This is a genomic window from Spongiactinospora sp. TRM90649 (assembly GCF_029382225.1).
Lineage (GTDB): Bacteria > Actinomycetota > Actinomycetes > Streptosporangiales > Streptosporangiaceae > Spongiactinospora.
Map to the genome: position 1 here is coordinate 80,558 of NZ_JARLTC010000019.1, position 18,868 is coordinate 99,425.

Annotated in this window: 14 protein-coding genes; 8 read left to right on the forward strand and 6 right to left on the reverse strand. The window is 70.8% G+C overall.

What is annotated here, in order from left to right:
* The first annotated feature begins 458 nt into the window (after positions 1 to 458).
* Positions 459 to 1,085, forward strand: a complete 627-nt coding sequence (locus P3X83_RS22235) for a DUF1707 and DUF4870 domain-containing protein (protein ID WP_277307091.1) — start codon at positions 459 to 461, stop codon at positions 1,083 to 1,085.
* 32 nt (positions 1,086 to 1,117) lie between these two features.
* Here the strand turns inward: P3X83_RS22235 and P3X83_RS22240 are convergent, their stop codons facing one another.
* The 3 genes from P3X83_RS22240 to P3X83_RS22250 form a co-directional block, all read right to left on the reverse strand.
* Positions 1,118 to 2,644 (reverse strand): ATP-dependent DNA ligase, encoded by a 1,527-nt coding sequence (locus P3X83_RS22240; protein WP_277307092.1) that lies wholly within the window; start codon positions 2,642 to 2,644, stop codon positions 1,118 to 1,120.
* A gap of 22 nt (positions 2,645 to 2,666) precedes the next feature.
* Positions 2,667 to 3,428 carry a general stress protein gene (locus P3X83_RS22245; protein ID WP_277307093.1) on the reverse strand — a complete coding sequence of 254 codons (762 nt, stop codon included), beginning with the start codon at positions 3,426 to 3,428 and terminating at the stop codon, positions 2,667 to 2,669.
* A gap of 83 nt (positions 3,429 to 3,511) precedes the next feature.
* A complete protein-coding gene (locus tag P3X83_RS22250; RefSeq protein WP_277307094.1) occupies positions 3,512 to 4,951 on the reverse strand; it encodes a GuaB1 family IMP dehydrogenase-related protein in 1,440 nt (479 codons plus the stop codon).
* Between the two features lie 169 nt (positions 4,952 to 5,120).
* On the opposite strand from P3X83_RS22250, the gene P3X83_RS22255 reads away from it, so the two are divergent.
* Positions 5,121 to 5,591, forward strand: a complete 471-nt coding sequence (locus tag P3X83_RS22255; protein WP_277307095.1) for an effector binding domain-containing protein — start codon at positions 5,121 to 5,123, stop codon at positions 5,589 to 5,591.
* A gap of 25 nt (positions 5,592 to 5,616) precedes the next feature.
* Here the strand turns inward: P3X83_RS22255 and P3X83_RS22260 are convergent, their stop codons facing one another.
* Positions 5,617 to 6,780 (reverse strand): CaiB/BaiF CoA-transferase family protein, encoded by a 1,164-nt coding sequence (locus P3X83_RS22260; RefSeq protein WP_277307096.1) that lies wholly within the window; start codon positions 6,778 to 6,780, stop codon positions 5,617 to 5,619.
* 124 nt (positions 6,781 to 6,904) lie between these two features.
* On the opposite strand from P3X83_RS22260, the gene P3X83_RS22265 reads away from it, so the two are divergent.
* The 3 genes from P3X83_RS22265 to P3X83_RS22275 all read left to right on the forward strand — a co-directional run bounded on the left by P3X83_RS22265 (position 6,905) and on the right by P3X83_RS22275 (position 11,437).
* A complete protein-coding gene (locus tag P3X83_RS22265) occupies positions 6,905 to 8,512 on the forward strand; it encodes a serine/threonine-protein kinase (RefSeq protein WP_277307097.1) in 1,608 nt (535 codons plus the stop codon).
* Positions 8,513 to 8,787: 275 nt separating this feature from the next.
* Positions 8,788 to 10,164: an FAD-binding oxidoreductase gene (locus P3X83_RS22270; RefSeq protein ID WP_277307098.1), complete on the forward strand. Its 1,377-nt coding sequence runs from the start codon at positions 8,788 to 8,790 to the stop codon at positions 10,162 to 10,164.
* Between the two features lie 13 nt (positions 10,165 to 10,177).
* Entirely contained in the window at positions 10,178 to 11,437 is a 1,260-nt protein-coding gene (locus P3X83_RS22275; RefSeq protein ID WP_277307099.1) for a cyclopropane-fatty-acyl-phospholipid synthase family protein, read from the forward strand.
* A gap of 138 nt (positions 11,438 to 11,575) precedes the next feature.
* Here P3X83_RS22275 and P3X83_RS22280 read toward each other — a convergent pair whose 3' ends face one another.
* Complete coding sequence (locus P3X83_RS22280; protein ID WP_277307195.1) at positions 11,576 to 13,111, reverse strand: long-chain fatty acid--CoA ligase; 1,536 nt, start codon at positions 13,109 to 13,111, stop codon at positions 11,576 to 11,578.
* A gap of 217 nt (positions 13,112 to 13,328) precedes the next feature.
* On the opposite strand from P3X83_RS22280, the gene P3X83_RS22285 reads away from it, so the two are divergent.
* The 3 genes from P3X83_RS22285 (at position 13,329) to P3X83_RS22295 (ending at position 17,506) form a co-directional block, all read left to right on the forward strand.
* Complete coding sequence (locus P3X83_RS22285) at positions 13,329 to 14,891, forward strand: GMC family oxidoreductase N-terminal domain-containing protein (protein WP_277307100.1); 1,563 nt, start codon at positions 13,329 to 13,331, stop codon at positions 14,889 to 14,891.
* 101 nt (positions 14,892 to 14,992) lie between these two features.
* Positions 14,993 to 16,171 carry a cytochrome P450 gene (locus P3X83_RS22290; protein ID WP_277307196.1) on the forward strand — a complete coding sequence of 393 codons (1,179 nt, stop codon included), beginning with the start codon at positions 14,993 to 14,995 and terminating at the stop codon, positions 16,169 to 16,171.
* A gap of 63 nt (positions 16,172 to 16,234) precedes the next feature.
* Positions 16,235 to 17,506, forward strand: a complete 1,272-nt coding sequence (locus P3X83_RS22295) for a cytochrome P450 (protein WP_277307101.1) — start codon at positions 16,235 to 16,237, stop codon at positions 17,504 to 17,506.
* A 28-nt stretch (positions 17,507 to 17,534) separates the two neighbouring features.
* Here P3X83_RS22295 and P3X83_RS22300 read toward each other — a convergent pair whose 3' ends face one another.
* The gene (locus P3X83_RS22300) at positions 17,535 to 18,782 is read right to left on the reverse strand and encodes a hypothetical protein (protein WP_277307102.1); all 1,248 of its coding nucleotides are present in this window, start codon (positions 18,780 to 18,782) and stop codon (positions 17,535 to 17,537) included.
* Positions 18,783 to 18,868: the final 86 nt, after the last annotated feature.

Sequence of the window (18,868 nt, forward strand, 5' to 3'; positions counted from 1 at the left end):
GGGTGGCGTGCGCCGGATCGGCACCTGTGAGTAAAACAACGTTCACCGGGCCGGCGAAGTTCCATGCGTTATCGGTTCATTGCCCGTGCCGGAGGGTGACCGCGTCCGTGATCACCATGCCGCCGCTCCCGCCCGGGGCGCGGCCGATCGCCGTCCGCTCGCCCCGGAAAGGACTCGCCGCGAAAGGGGCCGATCCAAAGCTGAGAAATGTGGAAGTGTCCGGTGGAATGCGCGGGGGAATGTCTGGAAAGGGAGAGCGTGTTCGCCGGATGGCGTCCCAGGTGGCCGATGAACGCGGGCGAGGCGCGGCGGGGCATGATCGCCCCGCCCACCCTGATGGAGGTATGCCGGTTTCGGGGGACACGTAGGGGTTTCCACTGATGTGTGGATGAGGAACTCTGCGGAAGATGGACTGACAAGCAGAGGCCGACGTTGTCCCACGGAAGGGCGTCCTCATCATGGCAGGGCCAGCGACATCATCCTCGACGCCGTACTGGCAGGGTCCGCCCCCGCAGCACGCGCACCTCAGAGTCGGCAACGAGGATCGCGAGCAGGTGGTGGAGCACATCAAGGCCGCCTACGCCGACGGGCGGTTCGAGAAGGCCGAGTTCGACGAGCGGGTGGACCGCGCGATGACCGCGCAGGTGCACGCCGACCTCATGCCGATCATGAACGAGCTGTACGGCACGCCGTCCGCTCCCGCCGTCCCCCCGCCCTACCCCTATCCGCACCCGCAGCCGCCGTCGTACCCCCGGCAGCCGGCGCCTCCCTCCGTGTCGTCCGAGCGGTCGGGCGCCGCCGCCGCGCACATCCTGGGGATCCTGGGCCTGTCCTTCGTCGGCCCGCTGATCATGCTGCTGACCATGGGCAAGACGTCACCGTACGTCCGGATGCACGCGGTCGAGGCGCTGAACTTCCACCTCACCCTGCTGGGCGCGACCGTGCTGCTGTCGATCACCGTCGTCGGGCTCGTCGCGGTGCCGTTCGTGTGGATCGGCGCGTTCGTCGCCGGGATCGTCGGCGGCGTCGCGGCGCTCGGCCACGGATCCTTCCAGTACCCGCTCACGCTCCGCCTGGTGAAGTGACCCAGATGGTGACCCGGGTGAAGTGACCCGAACTAGAGCATCAGCGACCGCACGGTCTCCACGGTGTCGGCCTCCTCGGCGCGCTTGTCCTCCCGGTAACGCAGCACCCGGGCGAACCGCAGGGCCATCCCGCCCGGGTAGCGCGGCGAGGTCTGCACGCCGTCGAAGGCGACCTCGACGACCTGCTCGGGCCGTACCCTGACCGTCCAGCCGTCGGTCGGGCCGTCGGCCAGTTCCAGGAAGCGCCTGGTCTGCCAGGCGAGCAACTGGTCGGTGAGGCCCTTGAAGGTCTTGCCGAGCATCACGAAGCCGCCGGTCTCGGGGTCGCGCGCGCCGAGGTGCAGGTTGGACAGCTTGCCCTCGCGCCTGCCGTGCCCCCACTCCACCGCCAGGACCACCAGGTCGAGCGTGTGCCGGGGCTTGACCTTGATCCACCCGGCGCCGCGCCGCCCGGCCGCGTACGGCGTGCGCGGCGATTTGACGACCAGGCCCTCGTGACCTTTCCGCACCACCTCGGCGAAGAACGCCTCGGCCTCCGGTACGTCGGAGGTCACCAGCCGGGGCGTGATCAGGCCGTCCGGGACGGCGGACGCCAGCGCGTCGTGCCGCTCGGCGTCGGTCAGGTCGAGCAGGTCGCGGCCCGCCACCCGCAGCGCGTCGAAGAAGAACACGCTGAGCGGGGTCCTCTCACGAACCTTGGCCACGTCGGTACGGCTGGCCACCCGCGCCGCCGTCACCTGGAACGGCTCCGGCCGGCCGTCCGGGCGCAGCGCGATCACCTCGCCGTCCAGGATGAGATCGTCGCAGGGCAGCGCGCGCACCGCCTCCACCAGCTCGGGCACCTGCCCGGTGATGTCGTCGAGCGTGCGCGTGAACACCGCGACCGTCTCGCCCGCGCGGTGCGCCTGGACGCGCACGCCGTCCAGCTTCCACTCCAGCGCGGCCGGTCCGTCCACCTTGGCGAGCGCGGCGGCAACGGTGGGCGCGCTCTGCGCCAGCATGGGGGAGACCGGGCGGCCCACCTCGATGTGGAACCCGCGCAGCGCCTCCACCCCGCCGGAGAGCGCCGCCGCGCCCACGGCTGGCAGCCAGCCGCGCAGCGTCAGCGCCCGGCGGACCTCCGCCGACGGGACGCCCGAGGCCTTGGCGATCGCCTCGATCATCACGCCGTCGAGCGCGCCCTGCCGCAGTTCGCCGCTGAGCAGCTTGATCAGGAACGCCTGCTCCTGCTGGGTCACGCCGCCGAACAGCTCGCCGACCAGCGCCCTGCGGGCCGCCTGGGAGCCCGCCCCGCCCTGCCGTTTGATCTCGTCCAGCAGGGCGTGGACCCTGGTCAGCGTGATGGTGGCGACCTGGCGTGGCGAGGGGAGGTCGCGCAGGGAGCGCCAGCCCACGCCGATCTGCCGCTGCGGCAGCTCGCCGGACAGGTAGGCGATCGCGATCTCCGCCTCGGCGCTTCCCACCCTGCCGAGCAACTCGGCCAGATGGCCGACCTTGCCCAGTCGGGAGGAGGTCCGGCTCACCTCTTCCGACACCCGCGCCACGTCGATCAGCAACACACCGTCAATGGTGCCCTACGGACTAGCTCTGATGGCGGTGGGGATGCGGCTCGTTTTCGATCTCCGTCGTCGCGTCGGGGCCGGTGCCAGGCTCACGGAAGCCGGGAGACCCGGCCTGCGGACCCGCGGGCGGCTTCTGCGGCCGGTCCTCCTCCGGGGCGGGTCCGCCGGGACGGCCGGGCACGTCGCCGGTCTCGGGCCTGGGGTAGGGGACCGGGGTGCCGTCCTTGCCGTAGGTGCCCGCAGTGGGAGGGGTCTCCATGCGGACGGTGTCGCCCTGCCCGGTGCCGTCTGGCCCGCCGGGGTGGCCCTGTCCCGTCAGGACGGCCCGCGCGCGTTCGAGGTGGGCGGCGGCGACCATCACGTCGTACCGCCCGGCGACGAGCGCGTTGCGCGAGGCGAAGTCGCGCTGCCCGCGCTGGAAGGCGTGGTTGATGAAGCCGAACGCCGCGCCCAGGACCGAGCCCCACAGCGCCGCCCACAGCACCAGCACGATGAAGGAGGCGGTCGTGCTGGTGAACAGGCCGAGGAACAGCCCCACGATCGCCCCGAACAGCACGCCGCTGCCGGCCCCGGTGAGCGCGGCCCTGGCGTTCGTCACGCGGCCGGTGACGGTCTCCTCCAGCCGCAGGTCCGAGCCGACGATGGACACGTGCTCCACCGGGAAGCCCGTGTCCGACAGCTTGTCGACGGTCCGCTGGGCGGACGCGTAGTTGTCATAGCTGACCAGGAGCCTCCGGTCGACGACGACGGGAGTGTCCAGGCCGACGGATGGTGCGGTCATGGTAGGACTGCCTTTCGAGGAGTCGACGTGCCCACTCACCGGCCACTACCCCGCACCAGGCGGATATGCCTGGAATCGGCGCCCTACCAGCTCTGATGGAGGGGCATGCCCTCGGTGTAGCCGGAGGACCCCTGGACCCCGATCACCGCCCGCTCGTGGAACTCCTCAAGATCGCCCGCGCCCGCGTAGGTGCAGGCCGAGCGCAGCCCGGCGACGATCGCGTCGATCTGGTCCTCGACGCTCGGCCGCACCGGGTCCAGGTACATCCGCGAGGTGGAGATGCCCTCCTCGAAGAGGGCCTTGCGGGCCCGGTCGAACGGCGTGTCCTCGGTGGTGCGCAGCCGTACGGCACGCGCCGACGCCATCCCGTAGTTCTCCTTGTATCGGCGGCCGTCGGCGTCGGTGCGGACGTCGCCTGGAGACTCGTAGGTGCCCGCGAACCAGGAGCCGATCATCACGTTGGCGGCTCCGGCGGCCAGCGCGAGCGCGACGTCGCGCGGGTGGCGCACGCCCCCGTCCGCCCACACGTGCCTGCCCAGCGCGCGGGCCTGGACAGCGCACTCCAGCACGGCGGAGAACTGCGGGCGGCCCACGCCCGTCATCATCCGGGTGGTGCACATGGCGCCCGGGCCCACGCCCACCTTGACGATGTCGGCCCCGGCCTCCACGAGGTCGCGGACCCCCTCGGCGGTGACCACGTTGCCCGCCGCCACCGGCACCTGCGGCCCGAGCCCTCGTACGGCCCGCAGCGCCGTCAGCATCTTCTCCTGGTGCCCGTGGGCGGTGTCCACCACCAGGCAGTCGACGCCCGCCTCAAGCAGCTCCTTGGACCGGGCGGCGACGTCGCCGTTGACCCCGACCGCCGCGCCGACGCGCAGCCGTCCGGAGTCGTCCACGGCGGGCCGGTAGAGGGTGGCGCGCAGTGCACCCGTGCGGGTCAGGATGCCCACCAGGCGGCCCTCGCCGTCCACGATGGGGGCGAGCCGGTGGCGTCCCTCGTGCAGCATCTCGAAGGACCGGCGCGGGTCGAGCCCGGCGGGCAGCGTGAGCGGTGAGGCGGACATCACCTGGGCGAGCTGGGTGTACATGTCCACGGCCTGGAGGTCCTGCTCGGTGATCACTCCGACCGGGCGGCCCTCCCAGTCCACGACGATGACCGCGCCGTGGGCCCGCTTGGGCAGCAGGGTGAGCGCCTCGCCGACGGTGTCGTGCGGGGTCAGGGTGATCGGCGTGTCGTGGACCAGGTGCCGCTTCTTGACCCAGTCGACCACGTCGGCCACGACGTCGATCGGGATGTCCTGCGGGATGATCGTGAGGCCGCCGCGCCTGGCCACGGTCTCGGCCATCCGCCGCCCGGCGACGGCCGTCATGTTGGCCACGACGACGGGGATGGTGCTCCCGGTGCCGTCGTGGGTGGACAGGTCCACTTCGAGCCTGGACCCGACCGAGGACCGCGACGGCGTCATGAAGACGTCGCTGTAGGTCAGGTCGAAGGCCGGCTGCAAGTCGTTCAGGAACTTCACGTATATCCATTCTACGTGGGACATCTCCACCTATGGGTCTTCCCGGGGTCGGCTGCGGACCGGGCGACGGAGACGGATCGTTACCACTTAGGATCCGATTTGCGCCTGGAGGGGCTACATTGACGGCGCGGATCCAATGTGCATGTCGTTGACGCCAGAGGGAGGCGCAGTGAACATCGTTGACCGGCCAGAGGTCCTGGTCATCGGCTTCGCCGTGAGAACGGCCAACGCCGATGAGATGGACCCTTCCCGGGCGCGGCTTCCCGCCCTGTGGGGCAGGGCCGGCGCCCCGGGAGCGTTCGCGCACGTCCCCGGGAAGATCGACGAGAATCTCTACGCGGTGATGACCGACTACCAGAGCGATCACAACGGCGCGTACACGCAGGTCGTGGGGGTCGCGGTGCGCAGCGCTGCGGCCCTGCCCGAGGGCATGGTGGCGGTGCGGGTGCCCCGGGCCACCGCGATGAAGGTGGAGGCCAGGGGCCAGATGCCCGGCGCGCTCGTGGAGTCCTGGCAGCACTTGTGGAAGCACACCGAATCGGGCGCGTCCCCGGCGCGGGCGTTCACCACCGACCTGGAGGTTCACCATCCGGGCGGGGTCGATCTCTACATAGCGGTGCTGCCGCCCCGGCAGGGGTGAGCGAAGCCGTCCGGAGACGCTGTGGCTATGCCAGGACGCCCTTCTCCCGGAGTCCGGCCGCCCTGGCGGCGGGCAGGCCCCACGCGGACAGGTCGTCCAGCCGGGTCGCGGGGGAGAGCCCAGGCGCGGGCGAGCCGGGCAGACGCGGGGCGGGGGACGGCTGAAGCATGCCGTGCGCGCGGCTGAACGTGCCCCGCGCGCGGTTGTGCGGATGCTCGGCGGCCTCGCCGAGCGACAGCACCGGCGTCACACAGGCGTCGGACCCGTCGAAGACCTCCTCCCACTCGGCCCGCGTGCGTTCCCGGAACGCCCCGGCGAGGATCTCGCGCAGCGCCGGCCAGTTCGCCGGGTCGTCCCTGTCGGGCAGATCGGGACGGCCCGGCCCGGCCAGCTCCAGCCCGGACACCAGCTCCTCCCAGAACCTCGGCTCCAGCGCGCCCACGGCGACGTACCGGCCGTCGGCGGTCTCGTAGGTGTCGTACATCGGCGCGCCGGTGTCGAGGAGGTTGGTGCCGCGCGGGCCCCACGATCCGTTCTCGACGAAGTGGTAGAACATCGCGAACAGCGCGGCGGCGCCGTCCACCATGGCCGCGTCCACGACCCGGCCCGCGCCGGTGCGCTCCCGCTCGAAGAGCGCCAGGAGCACGCCGTAGGCCAGCATCAGGCCGCCCCCGGCGAAGTCGCCGAGCAGGTTGATCGGCGGCGTCGGCCGCTCGCCCGCCCTGCCGAGCCCGGAGAGCACCCCCGAAAGGGCGAGGTAGTCGATGTCGTGCCCGGCGGTGCCGGCGAGCGGGCCGTCCTGCCCCCAGCCGGTCATCCGGCCGTAGACGAGCCGGGGGTTGACGGCCGCCAGGTCGGCGGGGCCGATGCCGAGGCGTTCGGCGACGCCGGGGCGGAAGACCTCGATCACCACGTCGGCCTGCGCGGCCAGCTCCTTGAAGGCGGCCACGCCCTCCGGCGACTTCAGGTCGAGCCCGGCGGTGCGCTTGCCGCGGTCCATCACGCCGGGGCGGGGACGGTCGCCGTCGCGCCGCACGGCCTCGACCCGGTCGATCCGCAGGACCTCCGCGCCGTGATCGGCGAGCATCATCCCGGCGAAGGGGCCGGGGGCCAGGCCCGCGAGTTCGAGCACCCTGATCCCGGACAGCGGCGCGGCGCCGTCGCGCCGGACTCCGTCACTTTCCGTCATTCTTCCTCCCGGGCTGTTCAAAGATTCGGTCATCGCGGGCAAGACGCGCGCATGCCCACGCGAGCACGTCCGGATGTGGAAAACTTGCCGCCTAGCCAAAAGGGATCAAAGGGCGGAATCTGACATGGCGTCACCGGACGGCGAACGACTGATCGCTCGACGTTACCGGCTTTCCAGCAAACTGGGTCAGGGCGGCATGGGGGTGGTCTGGCTCGGCTACGACACGCTCCTGAACCGCCGCGTCGCGATCAAGGAAGTGCTGGTGCCCCCGGGGCTGCCCCCGATGGAGCACGAGCGCCAGTTGCTGCGCACGGCCCGTGAGGCGCGGACGGCGGCCAGGCTCAACCATCCGGGCATCGTGCAGATCTACGACGTCGCCGAGCAGGACGGCAGGCCGTGGATCATCATGGAGCTGATCGACGCCCAGCCGCTGGACGAGATCGTCCGCGCGACCGGGCCGATCCCCGTCCGGCAGCTCGCCGACATCGGCAGGCAGATCCTGTCGGCGCTGACCACCGCGCACGAGGCCGGGATCCTGCACCGCGACGTGAAGCCGAGCAACATCCTGCTGACCGACGAGGGCCGGGCGGTCCTCACCGACTTCGGCATCGCCACGGCCGAGGGGGACAGCTCGCTGACCCAGACCGGCATGGTGGCCGGTTCGCCGAGCTTCCTCGCGCCCGAGCGCGCCCGGGGCCAGGCCGGCGGCCCCGCCTCGGACCTGTGGTCCTTCGGCGCGACCCTGTACGCGGGCCTGATGGGCCGCTCGCCGTTCGAGCGGGGCGACACCATGGCCACGCTCACCGCGCTGCTCACCGAGGAGGCGGTCTACGGCAGGATCCCGAAGGTCTTCCACGGCGTGCTGCGCGGCCTGCTGGAGCGCGACCCCGCCAAGCGGCTCGACGCCGCGGCGGCGGACCGCATGCTCGCCGCCATCCAGGACGAGCAGCGCGCCAAGGGCGGCGTGCCCGCGCGCTCCGCCGCCGAGGAGGGGCAGCGCAGGGGACGACGGGGGATCCTGCTGGGCGCCGTCGCGGCCGCGGTGGTGGTCGGCGCGGCCGTCGCGTGGGTCGCGCTGCCGCGCGGTCAGGGCGTGCCCGCCGACGCGGCCATCTCCGCGCCTCCGAGCGCCGTGGCGGCCACGACGCCGCTGCCCGCCACGCCGTCGGCGACCCCCACGGCCGAGGCCGACCCCACCCGGAGCGCGACGCCCCAGGCGAGTCCCACGCTCGCCCGCAGGCCGCCGCCGGTGTGGCGGTCGCGGGACGGATGGTCGATCGCCTTCCCGCGCGGCTGGCGGGGATCGCGCTCCGACGTGTACACCGAATGGCTGCGGCGCGACGGCAACGGCCATCTGGGCGTGCACCGGGTATCCGCGGAGCAGGTGACGGACGCGGGCTCCGACCCCGTGGAGATCCTGCGGGCGGCGGAGGAGATCTTCACGCCCTACACCGTGGAGCTGACCACCCTGCGTTCCGGCGGGGTGAACAGCCCGGTCGGAGTGGCGGCCGAGTGGGAGTTCACGTGGGTGGGCGGCGACACCACCCGGGCCGAGTGGGTGGTGCAGGGCCAGACGTACCGCGAGCTACGGCGGGCCGTGGTCGTGGACGGCGCCGCGTACGTCGTCGAGTGGACCATGGTGGCCGACGAATGGGACAAGCGGCGCAAGGTCCGGGAGCACGTGCTCCGCTCCTTCACCACAGGGGACGCCGAGGTCGGAACGCCGGGCTAGCGGCCGGGGGGAGCCGCCGACGGAGGTGAACGAACGTGCGATCCGCCGGGGGGTCGTGCACGGCGAACGGATCCATCAGGAGTAGAGTTTCGCTCGTTTCGACAGGTGTTCGAGAAGCAGGTGTTCGAGAAGACGGGGCAGGGGCCGGCCGGTGACGGTGAGTTTTCCGGTGCTTAACACACCGAGGCTGGTCTGCCGACTTTTCTGGATATAGCGTGCCAGGGGGCGATCTCCGTCTCCGGAAATCTGGGGGTGCTGTCATGCCAGGACGTTCCATGGGCGATACAGGGCAGATGGCGGCACACCGGCGGGCCGTCGAGCAGATCAAGGAGTCCTACGCCTCCATCCCCGGCGACTCCGCCCCCCGGCTCTCCAAGGCCACGACCAACCTGTTCAGGTTCCGCGACCCGAGCGGCTCTGGCAAGGCGGCCAAGCTCTCCGCCCGCGACCTCGACCAGGTGATCTCGGTCGACCCGGAGACCCGCACCGCCGAGGTGCAGGGCATGACCACCTACGAAGACCTGGTCGACGCCACGCTCCCGCACGGCCTGATGCCCTACGTCGTGCCGCAGCTCAAGACGATCACGCTGGGCGGCGCGGTGACCGGGCTCGGCATCGAGTCCACCAGCTTCCGCGACGGCCTGCCGCACGAGTCGGTGGAGGAACTGGAGATCCTCACCGGCGACGGCCGGATCATCGTGGCCCGCGAGGACAACGAGCACGGCGACCTCTTCCGCTCCTTCCCCAACTCCTACGGCACCCTCGGTTACGCGCTGCGCATCCGCATCAAGCTCAAACCGGTCTCGCCGTACGTCCGGCTCACCCACCTGCCGTTCACCGACGCCGCCAAGTGCCTGCTGGCCATGCAGGAGATCTGCGACAGCGGCGAGCACGACGGCGAGCCGGTCGACTTCGTCGACGGCGTGTTCTTCGGGCCGGGCGAGCTGTACATCACGCTGGGGCAGTTCGCCGACCGCGCGCCGTACGTCTCCGACTACACCGGCATGCGCATCTACTACCGCTCGCTGCAGAGCCGCACCCGCGACTGGCTCACCGTCCGCGACTACCTGTGGCGCTGGGACACCGACTGGTTCTGGTGCTCGCGCGCGTTCGGCGTGCAGGAGCCGCTGGTGCGCTCGATCATGCCGCGCCGCTGGATGCGCTCTGACGTCTACCGCAGGCTGGTCGGCTTCGACCGCAAGCACGGCTTGATGGCCCGCTACGACCGCTGGAGGGGCAATCCGGCGCAGGAGTCGGTCATCCAGGACGTCGAGGTGCCCATCGAGCGCGGGGCCGAGTTCCTCGACTTCTTCCACTCCGAGGTAGGCATGACCCCGGTGTGGATGTGCCCGCTCAAGGCGGCGGCGGACTGGCCGCTGTACCCGCTGGAGCCGGGGCGTCTGTATCTGAACTTCGGGTTCTGGGGCACGGTGCCGCTGCCCAGGGGCCAGTTCGACGGCTATCACAACCGGCTCATCGAGCAGGCCGTCCACGACCTCGACGGGCACAAGTCCCTTTACTCGACCTCGTTCTACCCCCGGGAAGAGTTCTGGCGCCTCTACAACGGAGACGCCTATTGGCCGGTCAAACGGGCATATGACCCGGGTGGCCGGTTGCTCGACCTCTACGACAAATGTGTACGGGGGCGTTAAGGAGGTTGCTTCTGTGTCACTCGCACAGATCTTTGAGAAGGTAGTAGGAGCGGAGGCGGGCGTCGCCTTCAGCGCCTACGACGGAAGCAAGGCCGGTCCCGACGGCGCCGACCTCAAGGTCGAGGTCAAGACGCCGATCGCGGTGGCCTACCTGGCCCAGGCGCCCGGCGAGCTGGGCCTGGCCAGGGCCTATGTGTCCGGCCACATCGACCTGCATGGCGACATGTACACCCTGCTGGACCGCATGTGGTCGCTCACTCTCAACGACATGCCGACAAAGGAGAAATTCGCGGCGATCCGGTCGCTGGGCATGAAGCCGCTGCTGATGCGGGTGCCGCCGCCCAAGCAGGAGATGCGCAACAGTGTGCTCGCCAAGCTGGGCAGCAGGCACGCGAAGAAGCGTGACGCCGAGGCCATCCACCATCACTACGACGTGTCCAACCGGTTCTACGAGTGGGTGCTCGGCCCGTCCATGGCCTACACCTGCGCGGTGTTCCCCGAGGACGACTCCTCCCTTGAGGAGGCGCAGTTCACCAAGTTCGACCTGGTCGCCAAGAAGCTCGACCTGCGTGCCGGCATGCGACTGCTCGACGTCGGCTGCGGCTGGGGCGGCATGGTCATGCACGCCGCCAAGCACTACGGCGTCAAGGCGCTCGGGGTGACCCTGTCGCGCCAGCAGGCCGAGTGGGCGCAGAAGGCGATCGCCGACGCGGGGCTGGGCGAGCTCGCGGAGGTCCGGCACATGGACTACCGCGACGTCGCCGAGACCGGCTTCGACCGGGTCAGCTCGATCGGGCTGACCGAGCACATCGGCAAGGACAACCTGCCGTTCTACTTCAAGTTCCTCTACGACCGGCTCAAGCCGGGCGGTCGGCTGCTCAACCACTGCATCACCCGTCCGACCGGCGTAGAGAAGACCATCAACAAGGGCGGTTTCATCAACCGCTACGTGTTCCCCGACGGCGAGCTGGAGTCCGTCGGCCATCTGGTCCGCCAGATGGAGGACATCGGCTACGAGATCCGCCACGAGGAGAACCTCCGCGAGCACTACGCGAAGACGCTCCAGAAGTGGTGTGCCAACCTCGACGAGCACTGGGACGAGGCCGTCGCCGAGGTCGGCGGGGGCACGGCCCGCGTGTGGCGGCTCTACATGGCCGGCTGTGTGGTCGGCTTCGAGCGCAACAAGGTGCAGCTCCACCAGATCCTGGCCACCAAGCTGGAGGAGAGCGGCGAGGCGCGGGTACCTCTGCGCCCGGCGGTCGGCTGGCCCTAATGGATCGGCGCTAATGGATCGGCCCCGATAGAGCGGCGCTGATAGAGCGGCGCTGATCGATTGGGCTGATCGATCGGCGCCGATCGACCGACGCGCGACGGCCCGGCCCCCGGTGCGGGGGGCCGGGCCGTCCCGTGTCTACCTGAGTTCGCGCTTGAGGATCTTGCCGGTGGCGGTCATCGGCAGCGCGTCGCGGAACTCCACGATCCGCGGGTACTTGTAGGCCGCCATCCGCTCCCTGGCCCAGGCGATCAGCTCCTGCTCGCCGACCTCCACGCCCGGCCGGGCGATGATGAACGCCTTGACCTCCTCGCCGTGGGAGTCGTGCGGCACGCCCACCACGGCGGCCAGCGACACGCCCTCGTGGCCCATCAGGGCCTCCTCGACCTCCCGGGGATAGACGTTGAACCCACCTCGGATGATCATGTCCTTGGCGCGGTCCACGATGAAGTAGTAGCCGTCGGCGTCGCGGGTGGCGATGTCGCCGGTGCGGAACCAGCCGTCGCGCATCACCTCGGCCGTGTCGTCCGGCCGGTTGTAGTACCCCTTCATCACGTTGTGGCCGCGGATCGCGATCTCGCCGGGGCCCTCGCCCTCGACCGTGTTCCAGGCGGGATCGACGAGCTTCAGCTCCACTCCCCAGATCGGGGTGCCGATCGAGCCCGGCTTGTTGGGCTTGCCGCGCTGGTTGAAGCTGGCCACCGGCGAGGTCTCCGACAGGCCGTAGCCCTCCAGGATCCCCACCCCGAACGTGGCCTGGAAGTCCTTCAGCACCTCGATCGGGGCGGCCGAGCCGCCGGACACCGCCGTGTGCAGTTTCGTGGGGATCTCGTCGCCTTCGGAGTGGATCTTGGCGAGCATCGCCCAGAACATCGTGGGCACGCCCGCGAACAGCGTGACGCCCTCCTTGCGCATCAGCGTGAGGGCGGGGCCGGGCTCGAAGCGGGGCAGCAGCACCAGGGCGGCCCGGCGGCGGAATCCGGCGTTCATCAGCACGGTCTGGCCGAAGGAGTGGAACAGCGGGAGGGCCGTCAGGTAGACGTCGCCGTCGTCGGAGCGCTGGTGCATCTCGTCGGAGACGATCGCGTTCATGAGCATGTTCTGGTGGCTCAGCTCGGCGCCCTTGGGGCGGCCTGTGGTGCCGCTGGTGTAGAGGATGACGGCGGTCTCGTCGGCGGAGGTCTGCACCGTCTCGAACGTGGGCGGCATGCCGGAGAGGGCGGCCCAGAGCGACTCGCCGTGCGCGCACTCGGTGGCCAGCGGGGTGGCGGGCAGCACCACGAACAGCTCGGCCGTCGACGACGCCTCGAAACCGGCCTTGCCGCGCTCACCGAGCGGCAGTTCGGGAGTGCCCTCGAAGCAGAAGAGCGCCTTGGCCTCGGAGTCGTCGAGGTGGTAGGCGATCTCGGAGGGCTGCAGCAGCACGTTGAGCGGCACCACGGTCGCGCCGGCCTTGAGGATGCCGAAGTAGACGAACGGGAAGTACGGAACGTTGGGGCAGGCGAGCGCCACCTTGTCGCCCCGGCCGATGCCCCGGGCGACGAGGAGGTTGGCGACCTGGTTGGCGACGGTGTCCACCATCGAGTACGGCAGGCGCAGGTCGCCGAAGATCACGGCGGTGTTGTCGGGAACGTCCCGCGCGCTGTCCTCCAGCACGATCGCCAGGTTGAGCATGGGGGTCATCCTCCTCCGTCCGGAGTGGTGCGAACGACGCCATACTTTCAAAGCGACATACCAACTGGTAGGTAACCAACGTTACAAATCAGCGGCCCTCCCATTGTGGTGATCTCCCGTTTCCGTGGACGCGGACGGCCGGTCCAGAGTAAGCAGGTGTCAGGTCGCCCCTCCGGCGGTGCTGTTTCCACGTGACCACAACGGAAGAGGCGTGGCGATGTCCACCGAATACGACTACGTGATCGTCGGTGCCGGTTCGGCGGGGTGCGTACTGGCCAACCGCCTGTCCGCCGATCCCGAGGTGTCCGTGGCGCTCGTCGAGGCGGGCGGGCCGGACGACAAACTGGAGATCCGGATCCCCGCGGGTTTCAAGAAACTGTTCAAAACCCCATATGACTGGGATTTCACCACCGAGAAGCAGCCCGAACTGAACGGCCGGCGGCTCTACTGGCCGCGCGGCCGCATGCTCGGCGGCTCCTCAGGTCTCAACGCCCAGATCTGGGCGCGCGGAGTCCGCGCCGACTACGACGGCTGGGAGGTGCCCGGCTGGGCCTACGACGACGTCCTGCCGTACTTCCAGCGGGCCGAGCACCGCATCGGCTCCAACGCCGGCGGCGTGTACGGCACGTCCGGCCCCCTGCACATCTCCGAGCTGCGCAGCCCCAACCCGCTGACCGGCCTCTTCCTGCGCGCCTGCGAGGAGATCGGGCTGGCCCGGCTGCCCGAGCTGAACGGCCCCGAGCAGGACGGCTGCTCCCAGACCCCGGTGACGCAGTACCGGGGCAGGCGGTGGAGCGCCGCCGACGCCTACCTGCGCCCCGCCAGGCGCAGGGCCAACCTCACGGTGCTGACCGGCGTCCAGGCCGGGCGGGTGCTCATCGCCGACGGCAGGGCGATCGGCGTGGAGTGCTTGGACGGCGACGTGCTCGCCGCGCGCCGCGAGGTAATCCTCTCGGCGGGCGCGATCGGGTCGCCCCACCTGCTGATGCTGTCCGGCGTGGGCGACGCGGCCGACCTGCGCGCCAACGGGATCGAGCCGGTGACCGACCTGCCGGAGGTCGGCCGCAACCTGCAGGACCACCTGTCCTCGGGCGTCATCGTGGGCTGCACCAGGGAGATCACCCTGGCGAGCGCGGAGTCGCTGGCCAACCTGGCCCGCTTCCTGTTCCGCCGTACCGGCATGCTCACCTCCAACGTCGGCGAGGCCGTGGCGTTCGTCCGCACCTCGGCCGACGAGCCCGCCCCGGACATCGAGCTGGTCTTCGCGCCCGCGCCGTTCGCCGACCACGGGCTGACCGACCCGCCCGGCCACGGCATGACCGTGGGCGTGATCCTGCTGCGGCCGGAGAGCCGGGGCCGGATCTCCCTCAGCGGACGCGACGTGCTGATCGACCCGTGCTACCTGACGGCCGAGGCCGACCTGCGGCGGCTGGTGGCCGGGCTGGGCCGCGCCCTCGAAGTGGTGGACAGCTCGGCGCTGCGGCCCTACGTCGGCCCGCCCATGACCCCGTACTGGGGCGCGCGGACACCGGCGGAGCTGGCCCGGTGGGTGCGGGAGCGGGCGGAGACCCTGTACCACCCGGTCGGCACCTGCCGGATGGGCGCCGACGACGCCTCCGTCGTGGACCCCGAGCTGCGGGTGCGCGGGGTGGCCGGGCTGCGCGTGGCCGACGTGTCGATCATGCCGTTGATCAACCGGGGGCACACCCACGCGCCGGCCGTGATGATCGGCGAGCGCGCGGCGGATCTCATCACCGGCGCGGGGGAGTGGCAGGATTGAAGCCGACCGCCGATCATGGAGGGCCAGTGTCTGTGCCGTCAGCGTTACCTGTCCGGGCCGAGGACATCGACCTCTCCGACGTGGCCTTCTGGGCGCGTCCGATGGCGGAGCGCGAGGCGGCTTTCGCCGCGCTGCGCGCCGAGCCGGGGCCGATGCGGTTCGCCGAGCCGGTGGTGAGCTTCGCCCCCGAGGGGCCGGGCTTCTACGCCCTGGTACGGCACGCCCAGGTCGTCGAGGCGAGCCGCAACCCGGAGATCTTCAGCTCCGCCCAGGGCACGACCAGCATCCACGAGATGCCCGTGACGTTTCTTGAGTACTTCGGCTCGATGATCAACATGGACGATCCGCGGCACGCCCGGCTGCGGCGCATCGTGTCGCGGTCGTTCACGCCGAAGATGATCAAGCAGTTCGAGGCCGACGTCGAGGCCGCGGCCACATCGATCGTGGACGACCTGCTCGCGGCGGGTCCCGGCGGCGACTTCGTGGCGCAGGTGGCGGCCCGTCTACCCCTGAAGATCATCTGTGACCTGATGGGCATTCCGGAAGAGCACCACCAGACGGTGTTCGAGGCGTCCAACATCCTGCTCTCCGGGGGCGACCCGGAGTTCATCACCGACCCCGAGCAGGCGGGCGCGCTGCTGCTCGGCACCGCCAAGCGGCTCCAAGATCTCGTCGCCACGCTCGCCGACTCCTCGCCCCAGGGGCTGATCCAGTCGTTGACCAGCGCGAACATCGACGGCGAGGCGCTCACCCCGCAGGAGCTCGGCTCCTTCTTCATCCTGCTGGTGGCGGCGGGCAGCGAGACCACCCGCAACGCGATCTCGCACGCGCTTGACCTGTTCACCCGGCACCCCGACCAGCGGGAGCTGGTGCTGGCCGACCTCGCGGGCCGCCTGCCCGGCGCGGTCGAGGAGATCGTGCGGGTGGCCTCGCCGGTGGGCTGGATGCGCCGTACCCTCACCCGCGACCACGAGATGGACGGCACGCGGCTGCGCGAGGGCGACAAGGTCCTGCTCTTCTACTGGTCGGCGAACCGCGACGAGGCGGTGTTCGCCGAGCCGTACCGGTTCGACGTCACCCGCGACCCAAACCCGCACGTCGGCTTCGGCGGCCCGGGACCGCACTTCTGCCTGGGCGCGCACCTGGCCCGCCGCGAGATCACCGTGATGTTGCACGAGCTGCTCACCCGGGTGCCCGGGATCAGGTCGGTCGGCGAGCCCGACCGGCTGCGGTCAAGCTTCATCAACGGCATCAAGCGCATGCGATACGACTTCCAGTAGCAATGCGCGCACCACACGCCGTGTCCGTTGACGCGCGGCGGCGGCCGTGCGCAGCATGGGCCTATGAGCGCGATCCCTTCCGCCGAGCCTGCGCCGATCTTGACCGCCGCCGACTTCGACCTGTCGGACACCGCCTTCTGGGGCCGGCCGATGGCCGAGCGCGAGCACGCCTTCCGGCTGCTGCGCGGCCTGCCGGAGCCCGTCTTCTACCAGGAGCCGGATTTCGCCATGGCGCCCAAGGGGCCGGGCTACCACGCGCTGGTGCGCCACGCCGACGTGCTCGCGGCCAGCCGTGACCCCGAGGTGTTCAGCTCCGCCGACGGCGGCGCGACGAACATCCCCGACATGCCCAGCGAGTTCACCGAGTACTTCGGCTCAATGATCAACATGGACGATCCACGCCATGCCCGGCTGCGGCGCATCGTGTCGCGGTCGTTCACGCCGAAGATGATCAAGCAGTTCGAGGCCGACGTCGAGGCCGCGGCCACCTCGATCGTGGACGACCTGCTCGCGGCGGGTCCCGGCGGCGACTTCGTGGCGCAGGTCGCGGCCCGTCTGCCCCTGAAGATCATCTGCGACATGATGGGCATCCCCGAGAGCGAGTACGCCTTCGTCTTCGAGCACTCCAACGTGATCCTCGGCGGCTTCGACCCCGAGTTCGGCGACATCGACGGCATGGCCGAGCGGCTGCTCACGTCGGGAATGGAACTGCAGCGGCTGGTCCAGGACCTCGCCGCCCACCGTGCCAGGAACCCGGGCGGCGATCTGACCTCGTCGCTCGTCAACGCCAACATCGACGGCGAGGCGCTGACCCTCCAGGAGCTCGGCTCGTTCTTCATCCTGCTGGTCGTCGCCGGGAACGAGACCACCCGCAACGCCGTCTCCCGGGGCATGCGCCTGCTCACCGAGAACCCGGGCGAGCGCGCCCGCTGGCTCGCCGACATCGAGGGCCGCGCCCCCGCCGCCGTGGAGGAGATCGTGCGCCTGGCCTCGCCGGTCATCTTCATGCGCCGCAAGGTCACCCGCGACCACGAGATGAACGGCACCCTCTACCGCGCCGGTGAGAAGGTGGTGATGTACTACTGGTCGGCGAACCGCGACGAGGCCGTGTTCGACGACCCCGGCCGGTTCGACATCGCCCGCGACCCCAACCCGCACGTCGGCTTCGGCGGCCCGGGACCGCACTTCTGCCTGGGCGCGCACCTGGCCCGCCGCGAGATCGGCGTGATGTTCCGCGAACTGCTGCGCAGGGTGCCCCACCTGGAGGCGGGTGAGCCGGAGCCGCTGCTGTCCAGCTTCATCAACGGCATCAAGCGCATGGAGGCGCGGTTCTAGCCCGAAGCCGTCCGGCGCCGGGCGGGTATTACGAGGCGTTGATCAGGCGGACGTTGCCGAAGACCGTGTTGATGTCGGGCATCAGCCGCTTCTTGCTCTCCGGGACCATCATGAAGACCACGGTCGGCAGGTCGCCGCCGGTGCTCACCGCCGCGACCACCATGGTCGTCTTGGTCTGCGCCGAGGTGATCTCGTAGGCGATCAGCTCGGCGGGCATGCCGCCGATCGACTTCGACTGGTGAACGGTCTTGGCGATCGTGTTGCCCTCGGCGAAGTACTTGCTCCGCGCCTGGAAGGCCACCGCGCTGACCACGGGGGTGAGGTTCTCCGGCGAGCTGTACTTGCCCGCCAGCCGCTTGGGCAGCGGCCCGGACAGCACCTGGGCGAACAGCGCCCGGCCCGTGGCGTCGCGGCCCGCGGGCACGAACTGCCTGGTGGCGTAGCCGAACTCGGCGAGCACCCCGGGGCGGGCGTCCAGCCGCCACGGACGGCCGAGCCTGGGCAGCGTGATCGCGCCGGCCTGGTCGGTGACGGTGCCGGCGGGCTGCGAGGCGGCACCCTTGTACCTGGGCAGGCGGGGCAGCGTCTTCTTGGGCGCGGTCGGCCGCTTGGGGGCCACCGACGCCTGGGAGTTCGGCGTGCCCTGGGGGGTCTCGGCGGCCAGCGGTCCGGCCAGGAACGCCCACAGCAGCAGCGCGACCAGGGCCACGACGACCGTGCCGACCAGCGCGAAGATCCACACCGGCCGCCCGGAACGCTCGTTGTCCTCGTCGTCCTCCCCCATCGCCTGGTAATTGTCGCCGAAGACGGTGTTCCAAAGCTCCTGCTGCCGCTCGGGCGGAGGGGTCTTCGGACCGCTGATCTGCCCTGCGGTGACGAAGGGGCGGTTGGGGTCGGCCGGGTCGCGGCTCAGCGAACCCCCGGGCGTGTCGCCACGGGGACGCGGCGGCGGGCCACCGGGGCCGGGCGGCGGGCCCGGCGGCACCGGAGGTCCTTGATGCCCGGGCGGTCCCTGCGGCCCCGGCTCCGCGCGGGGGCGCATCGGCACCGCCATGGTCCGCTCGTAGTTCACGTCGGTGGTCGCGGGCGGCGGTACGGCGGGCGCCGTGTGCGGCGGCCCCAGCGGGTCTTCGTCCCACGCCTGGGAAGGCGGGGAGGCCGCGTGGCGGCGGCCCCGGCGGCCGTGCTCCTGCGCGCCCGGACCGGGCTCGCCCTGAGACGACGGCTCCGGCCAGGCCGGCGGCAGATGGGATGGGCTGGACTGATCCGGGGCCATGGGTGCCGTACCTCTCGCGATCGTGCCCGGACTTGCGGTGCTGGGCATGATCTCATGCGAATCAGGGGGTACCGCAGGAAAATGGG